Raw genomic sequence first — 11774 nt, forward strand, 5'->3', positions numbered from 1 at the left:
ATGAGGGGCAGCGCCAACGTTTCGGAATTATCGTTCTTGCGCAATAGGATAGGTTAGCTTTATCGCCGAAGTCGGCGCTGCCCCTCATCCGCCCTTCGGGCACCTTCTCCCCGTCAACGGGGAGAAGGAAAGGTCAAGCTTCTCCGAACACCCGCTTGAAGATCGTATCGACATGCTTGGTGTGGTAGCCGAGGTCGAATTTCTCGCGGATCTCGGCTTCGGAGAGGGCCGCCGTCACGTCCTTGTCGGCAAGCAGTTCTTCGAGGAAATCGGCGCCGTGTTCCCACACTTTCATGGCGTTGCGCTGCACCAGCCGATAGGCGTCCTCGCGTGACAGGCCGGCCTGCGTCAGCGCCAGCAGCACGCGCTGCGAATGCACAAGGCCGCGGAACTTGTTGAGGTTCTTCTCCATGTTCTCGGGGTAGACGAGCAGCTTGTCGACGACGCCGGTCAGGCGTGCCAGCGCGAAGTCCAGCGTCACCGTCGCGTCCGGCCCGATCATGCGCTCGACGGAGGAATGCGAGATGTCGCGCTCATGCCAGAGCGCCACGTCTTCCATGGCCGGCAGCGCCATCGACCGCACCATCCGGGCAAGGCCGGTGAGGTTTTCGGTCAGCACCGGGTTGCGCTTGTGCGGCATCGCCGACGAGCCCTTCTGGCCGGGCGAGAAATATTCTTCCGCTTCCAGCACTTCGGTACGCTGCAGATGGCGGATCTCGATGGCGAGGCGCTCGACCGACGAGGCGATGACGCCAAGCGTGGCGAAGAACATGGCATGCCGGTCGCGCGGGATCACCTGGGTCGACACCGGCTCCGGCTTCAATCCAAGTTTTGCCGCCACATGCTCTTCGACATAAGGCTCGATGTTGGCGAAGGTGCCGACCGCGCCCGAGATGGCGCAAGTTGCGATGTCCTCCCGCGCATGCACCAGACGCTCGCGGCAGCGCGAGAACTCGGCATAAGCCTGCGCCAGCTTGACGCCGAAGGTGGTCGGTTCGGCATGGATGCCGTGGCTGCGGCCGATGGTGACGGTGTCCTTGTGCTCGAAAGCGCGGCGCTTCAGGGCGCCAAGCAGCGCGTCGATGTCGGCAAGCAGGATGTCGCTGGCCCGCGTCAACTGCACGGCGAGGCAGGTGTCGAGCACGTCCGACGAGGTCATGCCCTGATGGATGAAACGTGCGTCCGGGCCGACGAACTCGGCCAAATGGGTGAGGAAAGCGATGACGTCATGCTTGGTGACGCGTTCGATCTCGTCGATCTTGGCGACGTCGAATTTGGCGGCGCCGCCTTTTTCCCAAATCGTCCTTGCCGCTTCCTTCGGGATGACGCCAAGCTCGGCCAGCGCATCGCAGGCATGCGCCTCGATCTCGAACCAGATGCGGAAGCGGGTTTCGGGCGACCAGATGGCGACCATTTCCGGCCGGGAATAGCGAGGGATCATCCGTTTTTGAGTCCTGCCTAGATAAGCGTTGGCCGCGTCCTAACAGAGGCAGGCCCAATGCTCAACGCCGCTGCCGCGCAAACCCGATGCTGACCCCGACAAGTGCCGTAAAACCCGCCGGAAAATAGAGCCGCAGCCGATCCGTGAGACCGCGGCGCAACGGAACTTGCTGCAACGGTGTCATGGGCGGCAAGCCCTATCGTGCGTCGCATGGCCGGGCAGACTGAGCGTCATCTGTCTCATCGGCGTCATGTCTATCACGCCATGGTGAACGAGACGTGCCGTGCGATGCATCCAATCCGGCGTTCATTTGTTATTGTCGGCCGTCTCGCATCCGAAAGGGCAAATCGCCATCCAGCGGAGAACCAGCATGAGCACCGACATCAGCAAGATACGCGGACACATGGAAGTGATCGGCGCCGATGGCGTCCATATCGGCACCGTCGACAAGGTCGAGGGTGACCGGATCAAGCTGACCAAAGCCGACAGCGGCATGGGCTCGCACAAGGGCCATCATCACTATATCTCGCTTGCCCTGGTCGCGGAGATCGACGGGCAGAAGGTGTGGCTGTCGGCGAATTCGGATGTCGCCGTCACCTTCGAGGAAGAGAAATCCGATCCGACCTGATCAGCGCGACGACCAGACGGGGAACAAATCGCCGTCTGCAGGTGTCGCGGCGTGCACGCCGCGGCTGATGGCGCGCGCCATGGTGGCGCCGGCCGCCGCGAAAAGGTCGATCGCGGCATCGGCGCTAAGCTCGATGCCGCTCCTGCCGGTCGCCAGCGCAAACACCAGATCGCCGTCGGCCGGCGTGTGCGTCGGCCAGATGGCGCGGGCAAAGCCGTCATGCGCCGAAATCGCCAGCCGCTTGGCCGCGGCCTTGGTCAGCACGGCGTCTGTGGCGATGACGGCGATGGTGGTGTTGGCGCCATCCTCCTGTCCGCCGACACGCCTGTCGCGGTATTTCAGCAGGATCTTCCTGGCGTCTTTGGGCATCTGGACGGGATAGCCCAGGCCGCCGAACTCGTCGCCGATCTCGAAGGGCGCCGCCCAGAAATGGCGGCTCCGGCCGACCGTCACCGAGCCGGTCGGATTGACGGCGGCGAGCGCGCCGATGGCGACGCCGCTGTCGAGCACGGTCGAGGCTGAGCCCAGCCCGCCTTTCAGCCCCGAGGTCAGGGCGCCGGTGCCGGCGCCCGCCGTGCCGATGGCGAAATCCGCCGTCGCCGTCTGCACGGCCTCATAGCCGAGCTCGCGATAGGGTGGATAACGGCCCCAATCCTTGTCGCCGCCATTGCGCAGGTCGAACAGGATCGCGGCCGGCACGATCGGCACGCGGAAGCCGCCGACCTCGACACCGATGTCTTTCTCGCGTAGCGCCGCCTGCACGCCGGAGGCGGCGTCGAGCCCGAAGGCCGAGCCGCCCGACAGGACGACGGCATGGATCGTCGCGATCGAGTTCTGCGGCTCGAGCAGATCGGTCTCGCGCGTGCCCGGCGCGCCGCCCAGCACCTGGATGCCGGCCACCGCGGGCTCATCGCACAGCACTACCGTGACGCCGGATTTCAGCCTGGCGTCGGCGACATTGCCGACGCGAAGGCCGGCAACATCGGTGATGAGATTACGCGGACCGGTGCGGAACATCACTTGTCCTCCAGCGTCACGAAATGCGTGCCGTCGAAGCGGAAGAGACGGAACGGGCTCTGGCTGAGATCGCCCTTGTCGTCGAAGCGGATGGTGCCGATCGCGGTGGTGAAATCATGGCCGGTCAGCGCCTGGCCAAGCGGCTGGCCGGAGCTTTCCGCGCCAGCCAGCGCGGCCTTGGCGACCTCGACCGCGGCATAGGCCGGCAGCGTGTAGCCATCCGGCACGATGTTCTTCGCCCCGAAAGCCTGCACCACCTTAGGATCGGCGACCTCCGCCCATTCCGGCGTAGCGATCATCAGCGTGCCGACGGCGTAAGGCACATCGCCCGGCGGCGTGCGCAGGTTCTCACCGCCGGCAAAGGTGATGCCGGCATCGAGCTGGGCGGCGTCGCGACCCATGATGGCGATGTCGTCGCCGTCGCCGCCGGCGAACACTTTTGTCGCGCCGGCCTTCTTCAGCCGGCCGACCAGTCCGATCTGGTTGTCGAGCTGCGGCCGGAACGTGTCGACGAAGACCGGCTTCAAGGCAGCCTGCTCGGCTGCGGCGCGAAAGGTTTCGGCCATCTCGCGGCCATAGATGGTGCCGTCATCGACGATGGCGAACAGGTCGTCGCGCCAGAGCTGGGTGAGCTTGGTGGCGACCACGTTGCGCTCATCGTCGCCGCGCGGGCCGAGCCGGTAGATCGGCCAGCCGGTCTTGGCGCGTCGGTCGGTCAGGCTTTCGGTGCGCACGCCGACCGTGATCACCGGTATGTTGGCGTCTTTCAGGATCGGCAACGCGGCTTCGATCGCCTCGGTGCAGAGAAAGCCCACCACGACATTGACCTTGGCGTCGATGAATTCCTTTGCCGCCGCGGCGCCGCCATCGGCGGTGCAGGCGTCGTCGACGGCCTTGATGGCGATGCCGCTTGCCTCCGCCGCCAGACCCGCGCCGGCCTCGACCTGGTTGCCCAGGATAGCCGACGGACCGGAAAGCGGCGCCGCAACGCCGATCAGCGTCTCGGCGGCGGCGCTTGCGGCCAGCCAAAACAACGCGGCCGTTGCCGTCGTCAGCGCGGCTATTGTCGTCGTCAGAAGGCGCATTCGGGCGAAGAGATCCTCCGTGCCGGGCGTATGGTTCCGACACTATTCCAAGAAATGCCTAAAGGCTGGCTAAGCGCCGCGCAACACGCGAATTTGCGGATTGCAGTCAAGCACTTCGCCCGTGCTATGCAGCTTGTGGCGTGCGATATGCCGCCATATATAACGAACTGGTTCCGACAGGTGGATTATCGGGTGCTGAAGATCAATGATATCGGGCCGCAGCACTATCGCGATGCGATGGCGCATTTTGCCGGCCATGTGCATGTGGTGACGACGGACGGGCCCGGCGGCAAACGGGGTGCGACGGTGATTGCCGCCTGTTCGGTCTCGGACACGCCGCCGACGCTGCTGGTCTGCCTCAACCGCGAGAACGTCAAGAACGAGGCTTTCGTCAAGAACGGCAAGTTCGCGTTGAACACGCTCGCCTCTGACCAGGAAGCCGTATCCGTCGGCTTTTCCGGCATCACCGGCCTGCCGGCTGAGGAGCGCTTCGCGCTGGCCGAATGGGATGTGATCTCGACCGGCGCGCCGACGCTGAAAGGTGCGCTTGCAGTGTTCGACTGCGAGATCATCGATGCCAAGGACCTTGCCACCCACCGTGTGCTTTTTGGCAAGGTGACAGGCCTGCGCATCGGCGATAATTTGCGGCCGCTGATCTACCACAACCGCGGCTACCACGTTCTGTGAAACAAGCGGGCGGGATCCACGGAGACAAGATGACCGCGCCGCGCCCCGCGCCGAAAACGATCGACGAGACGCTCGATCTTTTGACCGGCGCGGACTATGTCGCGGACCGTTCGCTGGCGACGGTGCTGTTCCTCTCGTTGCGTATGAAGCGGCCCCTGTTCCTCGAAGGCGAGGCGGGCGTCGGCAAGACCGAGATCGCCAAGGTGCTGGCCGACGCGCTCGGCCGCCGGCTTATCCGCCTGCAATGCTATGAGGGGCTCGACGTCTCCTCGGCCGTCTATGAGTGGAACTACGCCGCCCAGATGATCGAGATCCGCATGGAGGAGGCGGCCGGCAAGGTCGTGCGCTCCGACATGGAGCGCAACGTCTTTTCCGAGAAATACCTGATCCGGCGCCCGGTGCTCGACGCGCTGACCGGCAAGGCTGGCGCGGCACCAGTGTTCCTGATCGACGAGCTCGATCGCACCGACGAAGCGTTCGAAGCCTTCCTGCTCGAAATCCTCTCCGACTTCCAGGTCACGGTTCCCGAGCTTGGCACGATCAAGGCGGAAGAGCCGCCGATCGTCATCATCACCACCAACCGCACGCGCGAGATCCATGACGCGCTGAAGCGGCGCTGCCTCTATCACTGGGTCGATTACCCCAATGCGGAGCGCGAGCTGGAGATCGTGCGGCGCAAGGTGCCGCAGGCGAATCGCCGGCTGTCGGCAGAGGTCGTGTCCTTCATCCAGAAGCTGCGCCAGGTGGAACTGTTCAAGGCGCCCGGTGTCGCCGAGACCATCGATTGGGCCGGCGCGCTTACTGAGCTCGACAAGGTGGCGCTTGATCCCGAGACCGTGTCGGACACGATCGGCGTGCTTTTGAAGTACCAGGACGACATTGCCCGTATCGGTGAGGGCGAGGGCCGGCGCATCCTCAATGAGGTGAAGGCCGAGCTTTCGGCGGCGGAGTAGGCGCGATGCCGTCGCCGCGTCCAGAACCCAAAGAAGCGACCGCTGACGGTCGTATCGCCGACAACATCGTCTATTTCGCGCGAGCGCTGCGCAAGGCCGGCATGCGCGTCGGCCCGGCCTCGGTGAAGGACGCGATCGAGGCGGTGCTTGCCGCAGGCATCGGCTCGCGCGACGATTTCTACTGGACGCTGCATGCGGTGCTTGTCTCGCGGCACGAGGATCATCCTGTCTTCGACGAGGCCTTCCGCCTGTTCTGGAAATCGCGCGAGCTGATCGAGAAGCTGCTGGCGATGTTTTCGCCGGTTGCGCCGGACGACCGCGAGAAGCAGAAGCCGCGGGCCGCCGAGAACCGCGTCAGCGAGGCGATGTTCGAGGGCCATCGGAAGAACCAGCCGGTGCGGGAAGTGCCGGAGATTGAAGTCGATGCGCGCCTCACCTTTTCCTGCAATGAGGTGCTGCGGGGCAAGGATTTCGCCCAGATGGACGCGGCGGAGATGGCCGAGGCCAAAAAGGCGATCACGGCCTTGCGCCTGCCGTTCGATCTTGTCCGCACGCGGCGCTTCAAGGCCGACGCGCAGGGGCGCCGCATAGACCCGCGCGCCATGATGCGCTCGGCCGCGCGCACCGGCGGTGAGCTTATACTGCCGAAGTTCCGCTCGCCGCGCGAAGTGCACCCGCCGCTGGTGGTGCTGGCCGATATTTCCGGCTCGATGAGCCAGTACACGCGTATCTTCCTGCATTTCCTGCACGCGCTGACGGAAAAGCGCCGCCGCGTGCATGCTTTCGTCTTCGGCACGCGGCTGACCAATTTGACCCGGCAGATGCGCCATCGCGATCCCGACGAGGCGCTGGCCGAATGCTCGGCGGCGGTGAAGGATTGGTCGGGCGGCACCCGTATCGGCAACACATTAGCCGAGTTCAACCGGCTGTGGTCGCGGCGGGTGCTGGGGCAGGGCGCGGTGGTGCTCCTCATCACCGACGGGCTGGAACGCGACGACGTCACCTGCCTGTCGCAGGAGATGGAGCGGCTGCATAAATCCTGCCGGCGGCTGATCTGGCTCAATCCGCTGTTGCGCTTCGACGGGTTCGAGGCGCGCGCCCGCGGCGTCAAGGCGATGCTGCCCTATGTCGACGAATTCCGGGCGGTGCACAATCTCGAGGCGCTGGCCGACCTTTGCGCCTCGCTCGACCAGCGGCCATCGGCTGCGGTCGATCCGCGTCGCTGGCGGCAAACTGGCGACAGGCGGGCCGCGTAGCCATATGATCCTTGGAATCTTGCCTCGGGAAAAACAGACTTTGTGAGAAGCGACGATGGATGAGAGCATTTATCTCGATGAGGCCCGCGATCCGCTGATTATCGCGGAAGGGTGGATGAAGGACGGCAAGGATGTCGCCATCGCGACCGTGGTCGAGACCTGGGGTTCGGCGCCGCGTCCGGTCGGCAGCCATCTGGTCATCGACGCCGAGGGGAATTTCCACGGCTCGGTCTCCGGCGGCTGTGTCGAGGGCGCCGTGGTGACCGAGGCGATCGACGTCATCGACAGCGGCAAGGCAAAGATGCTGGAGTTCGGCGTCGCCGACGAGACCGCCTGGCAGGTGGGCCTTTCCTGCGGCGGCCGCATCAAGGTCTATGTCGAAAGGCTGGGCTGACCGCCGTGGATCCCTATGTCCTGAAGACACTCAACGAAGAACGCCGCGCCCGTCGGGCGGCTGTGCTTGTCACTGACCTTGGCGATGGCCGCGACCGCATCGTGCGCGAGGGCGACCATGTCGCGGGCGATCTCGGGGCGGCAATCGCCGACGCGTTCCGCACCGGCAACTCACGGTCGGTGGAGGCGGAAGGGCGGACCTTCTTTCTCAACGCGCATTTGCCGCGTCCGCGCCTCGTGGTGATCGGCGCGGTGCATATCAGCCAGGCGCTGGCGCCGATGGCCAAGATCGCCGGCTACCCGGTCGAGATCATCGACCCGCGCACTGCGTTTGCCACCCCAGAGCGCTTTCCCGACGTCTCGCTGCATGCCGAATGGCCGGAGGATGTGCTGAAGCGCGCGCCGCTCGACAGCTATACCGCGCTTGCCGCCGTCACCCATGATCCGAAGATCGACGATTTCGCGCTGAAGGCGGCGCTCGACGCGCGATGCTTCTATGTCGGGGCGCTCGGCAGCCGCAAGACCCACGCCAAGCGTGTCGAACGCCTGCTGGCGCTTGGTGCCGGCGCCGAGCAGATCGCCCGCATCCACGCGCCGATCGGCCTCAATATCGGTGCGGCCAGCCCGGCTGAGATCGCTGTCGCCGTGCTTGCGCAGACCATCCACGCCTTCCGCTCGCGCGGTCTCGAAGCAAAAGGCGCCGTGGCGTGAAATTCGGGCCGGTTTCTATCGACGAGGCGGAAGGGGCGGTGCTGGCGCATGCGACCGCCGCCGGTGAAAAACGGTTCCGCAAGGCGCACCGGCTGAGCCGCGAGGATGTTGCGGCGCTGAAGGCGGCAGGCGTCGGCGAAGTCGTCGCCGCGGTCCTTGACCAGCACGATCTCGGCGAGGATGCCGCCGCAGCGAAGATCGCCGCCGCCATGAGCCATCGCAACATCGAGGTCAAGCCGGCCGCGACCGGGCGGGTGAACCTGCATGCGGGGGCCTCAGGCGTCTTCACCGTCGACGCAGGCATGATCGACGCCATCAACGCCGTCGATCCGGCCATCACCATCGCGACGCTGGCGCAGCATGCGCCGGTCGAGAAGGGCCAGATGGTGGCGACGGTGAAGATCATCCCCTTTGCCGTCGCCGCAAGCCTGGTGGACAGCGTGGTGAGGATCTGCGCCGGCCGCGAGATCTTTGCCGCCAATGCCTATCGGCCCATCACTGTCGGGGTCATCCAGACGGTGCTTCCCGGCGTCAAGCCGAGCGTGCTCGACAAGACGCTGCGCGTCACCGAGGCGCGGCTGGCGCGTTCCGGCGGCCGGCTGGCGGCCGAGCGGCGCACGCCGCATGAGATTGCGCCCGTCGCCGCGGCCGCGACCCAACTGGCGCGCGACAACGACATGGTGGTGATCTTCGGCGCATCGGCGATGAGTGACTTCGCCGATGTCGTGCCGGCCGCGATCGAGCGTGCGGGGGGTACCGTCGTCCGCGCGGGCATGCCGGTCGACCCCGGCAACCTGCTGGTGCTGGGAACACTCGACGGCAAGCGTGTCGTCGGCGCGCCCGGATGTGCCCGCAGCCCGAAGGAGAACGGCTTCGACTGGGTGCTCGATCGCCTGGTTGCCGGGCTCGAAGTGACGGCGCGCGATATTGCCGGCATGGGCGTCGGCGGGCTTTTGATGGAAATCCCGTCCAGGCCGCAGCCGCGCGAGCCGGCGCCGCAGCCGGCAAGGTCGGCGCTGAAGGTCGATATCGTGCTTCTGGCGGCCGGCCGCTCCAGCCGCATGGGCGGGCCGAACAAGCTGCTGGCGCTGTTCGACGGCGAGCCGTTGGTGCGCCGTACCGCTCGGCGGGCGCTGGGCTCGAAGGCCGCCAGCACCATCGTCGTCACTGGACATCAGCGCGAGCGCGTGCGCTCGGCGCTTGGCGGACTCGAGGTGAAACTCGCCGACAATCCCGACTTCGCCGACGGCCTTGCCTCGTCGTTGAAGGCAGGCATCGCCAAGGTCGCGCCCGACGCGGCCGGCGCCATGATCGTGCTAGGCGACATGCCCGGCGTCTCGTCGAGGGACCTCGACAGCCTGATCGATGCGTTCCGCCGCTCCGGCGGTCACGCCGTAGTGCGCGCCTCGCACCAGGGCAAGCGCGGCAATCCGGTGCTGTTGCCGCGATCGCTTTTCGCGGCCGTCGCGCAGCTCGAGGGCGACACTGGCGCCCGGCATCTGGTCGAGGCCGAGGGTCTCGACGTCATCGATGTCGAGATCGGGCAGGGCGCCTCGATCGATGTCGACACGCGCGAGGCGCTGGAAGGGGCGGGCGGCGTTCTGCAGGATTGACAAAGCAGAGCCGAATTTCGCATGCCTTTCGGCATGGCTTTCCGCTTCCGACGTCTCTTCGCCCTGATCGCCGCAACAGCGCTTTCCCTTTCGTCTGCCGAGGGGCAGACGCTGTCGCTGAAGCCGTTCAAGGACGATCTCTTTGCCTATCCGGCGGCGCTTTCGACCGGCGACAACGGTGCTTACACCGTGCTCGACTATCACGAGATGCGCGACATCAATCAGCGTGACGAGGTGCCGGAAAAGCGGGTGCGTGCGCAATACACCGATCCCGGCGTGCGCAAGGTGCAGCAGGATCTGATGCTGAAGACCGACGCCGGCGACATCCGGCATGTCGCGGTCGGCAGGACGGAAGGCGCTTCCATCATCGTGCTCTACCTGCACGGGCAAGGCGGCAGCCGCAAGCAAGGCGTCGACGACTTCACCTTTGGCGGCAACTTCAACCGCATCAAGAACCTGATGGCCGCCAATAACGGCCTCTATCTTTCGCCGGATTTCCCCGATTTCGGCGACAAGGGCGCGGCGCAGGTCGCGGCGCTCATCGACCACTATGCCCAACAGTCGCCGGGCGCGAAGATCTTCGTCGCCTGCGGCTCGATGGGCGGGATGATCTGCTGGAAGCTGGCGGACCGAAAGGACACTGGCGGCCGCATCAACGGCTTGCTGTTGCTCGGCTCGCTCTGGGACGACAGCTTTCTCACCAGTCCCGCCTTCAAGCGTCGCGTGCCGGTGTTCTTCGGCCAGGGCAGCCATGACGTGGTCTTCCCCGTGGAGAAGCAGGAAGCCTTCTTCCGCTCGATCCTGGCCAAAAAATCCTATCCGACTCGCTTCGTGCGCTTCGAGACCGGCACGCATGGCACGCCGATCCGCATGGTCGACTGGCGCGGCACGCTGAACTGGATGCTGACGAAGGCGCCGTGATTGCGCTGCCGAAGCTCACGGCGCTGTGTTGTAATCGATCACGGTCTGCGGATTTACCTCGCCGTCATAGGAGGCATCGACGTCGTACTGGACGAGCGAGAAGTCGCCGTTGCGGAAGAGATACGTTCCCGATGACGAGGCATCCCCAACACCACGCCATTTGTTGGATGTGGTGATGGTTTTGGTGTTGTCGTCATAGTCCGAGTTGGTCGCCCAGCCACTGGTCTTGAACCCGATGATGTGGATCGATTCGACCTTGCCTTCGCTGTTGTTGTTCTCGTAGCGGATGTCGAGATCCGGCTCGGTGAACTGCAGCTGGGTCACACCGTTGACGTCGTCGGCGATGTAGTAGACCGCCGTCTCGTTGTAGGCGGCCATTGAACAGAAGAAGCGGAACAACCGCGTCTCTCGCTCCGGGTCGCTGGGCTGGGCGTCCTTGCCCTTGTAGTGGATGGAATGCGCCTCGGGCTCGCCGATCGGCTTGCCTTCCGGATCCTGCTTGTCGCACTGGCCGCCATAGGTGGCGAGGAAAGCTTTCTTGGCTTGCTCCAGCGCCTCGTCCTTCTTCGGCGGCGGCGGACCGTCGCCGCAGCTTGCCGGCACGGCGCTGTCGAAATCCTCGGTCGACGGCTTCAGCGCGCCCTTGTCGATGAAGATCGGCTGGAAGGGCGGCTCCTGGATCTGCGCATTGACCTGGCGGACAGTGTAGCAGCCCGCGAACACCTTGGCCTCGCCCTTCTTGTCGGTCGCCTCGATGACAACCGGGACGCTGTAATAGATGCTGCCGGCCGCGCCTTCGTTCGATACGGCGCCGGTCTTGACCTCAACGCTATCGGTGCCGTCGTAACCCTTGACGAAAGCGTTGAAGTCCTTAGCCGGCTTCGTATCCCCGAAATAACCCCAGGCGCGGGCGAATTCGTGGCGGTTGATGGCGCTGTAGAGCGAGCGAATGACCGCATCCGCACTTGATCGGTCGTCGATATAGGGCGCGTCGGCCGCGAGTGCCGACTGGCCGATGCCGGCCAGTGAGAAAAAGACAGTCGCTGCGAAAGTGGCTCTTTTCATCGAA

The 11774-nt window shown here is 65.2% G+C and carries 12 protein-coding genes; 8 read left to right on the forward strand and 4 right to left on the reverse strand.

What is annotated here, in order from left to right; all coding sequences use genetic code 11:
- Positions 1–133 precede the first annotated feature (133 nt).
- A complete protein-coding gene (gene purB / locus RFM41_RS18350) occupies positions 134–1441 on the reverse strand; it encodes an adenylosuccinate lyase (RefSeq protein ID WP_320244943.1) in 1308 nt (435 codons plus the stop codon).
- Positions 1442–1811: 370 nt separating this feature from the next.
- Here purB and RFM41_RS18355 point away from each other — a divergent pair, with 370 nt between their 5' ends.
- The gene (locus RFM41_RS18355) at positions 1812–2069 is read left to right on the forward strand and encodes a DUF2171 domain-containing protein (protein ID WP_040982323.1); all 258 of its coding nucleotides are present in this window, start codon (positions 1812–1814) and stop codon (positions 2067–2069) included.
- Here RFM41_RS18355 and RFM41_RS18360 read toward each other — a convergent pair whose 3' ends face one another.
- Entirely contained in the window at positions 2070–3086 is a 1017-nt protein-coding gene (locus RFM41_RS18360) for a P1 family peptidase (RefSeq protein WP_320244944.1), read from the reverse strand.
- Positions 3086–4171 carry a branched-chain amino acid ABC transporter substrate-binding protein gene (locus RFM41_RS18365; RefSeq protein ID WP_320244945.1) on the reverse strand — a complete coding sequence of 362 codons (1086 nt, stop codon included), beginning with the start codon at positions 4169–4171 and terminating at the stop codon, positions 3086–3088. Before RFM41_RS18365 ends, RFM41_RS18360 begins: the two co-directional genes overlap by 1 nt.
- A gap of 192 nt (positions 4172–4363) precedes the next feature.
- Here RFM41_RS18365 and RFM41_RS18370 point away from each other — a divergent pair, with 192 nt between their 5' ends.
- The 7 genes from RFM41_RS18370 to RFM41_RS18400 are packed head-to-tail and all read left to right on the forward strand — an operon-like array spanning position 4364 to position 10705.
- Positions 4364–4858, forward strand: coding sequence for a flavin reductase (locus RFM41_RS18370; protein WP_320244946.1), 495 nt, complete (start codon positions 4364–4366; stop codon positions 4856–4858).
- A 29-nt stretch (positions 4859–4887) separates the two neighbouring features.
- Positions 4888–5811 (forward strand): AAA family ATPase, encoded by a 924-nt coding sequence (locus RFM41_RS18375; protein ID WP_320244947.1) that lies wholly within the window; start codon positions 4888–4890, stop codon positions 5809–5811.
- A 5-nt stretch (positions 5812–5816) separates the two neighbouring features.
- Positions 5817–7067, forward strand: coding sequence for a vWA domain-containing protein (locus RFM41_RS18380; protein WP_320244948.1), 1251 nt, complete (start codon positions 5817–5819; stop codon positions 7065–7067).
- Positions 7068–7122: 55 nt separating this feature from the next.
- Positions 7123–7461, forward strand: a complete 339-nt coding sequence (locus RFM41_RS18385) for an XdhC family protein (protein WP_040981220.1) — start codon at positions 7123–7125, stop codon at positions 7459–7461.
- A gap of 5 nt (positions 7462–7466) precedes the next feature.
- The gene (locus tag RFM41_RS18390) at positions 7467–8171 is read left to right on the forward strand and encodes an XdhC family protein (RefSeq protein WP_320244949.1); all 705 of its coding nucleotides are present in this window, start codon (positions 7467–7469) and stop codon (positions 8169–8171) included.
- Complete coding sequence (locus RFM41_RS18395; protein ID WP_320244950.1) at positions 8168–9784, forward strand: NTP transferase domain-containing protein; 1617 nt, start codon at positions 8168–8170, stop codon at positions 9782–9784. Before RFM41_RS18390 ends, RFM41_RS18395 begins: the two co-directional genes overlap by 4 nt.
- A gap of 33 nt (positions 9785–9817) precedes the next feature.
- Positions 9818–10705: an alpha/beta hydrolase gene (locus RFM41_RS18400; protein ID WP_320245477.1), complete on the forward strand. Its 888-nt coding sequence runs from the start codon at positions 9818–9820 to the stop codon at positions 10703–10705.
- A gap of 15 nt (positions 10706–10720) precedes the next feature.
- On the opposite strand, the gene RFM41_RS18405 is transcribed toward RFM41_RS18400, so the two are convergent.
- Positions 10721–11770, reverse strand: coding sequence for a DUF1176 domain-containing protein (locus tag RFM41_RS18405; protein WP_320244951.1), 1050 nt, complete (start codon positions 11768–11770; stop codon positions 10721–10723).
- Between the last annotated feature and the right edge of the window lie 4 nt (positions 11771–11774).

It is taken from the genome of Mesorhizobium vachelliae, assembly GCF_033977325.1.
Lineage (GTDB): Bacteria > Pseudomonadota > Alphaproteobacteria > Rhizobiales > Rhizobiaceae > Mesorhizobium > Mesorhizobium vachelliae.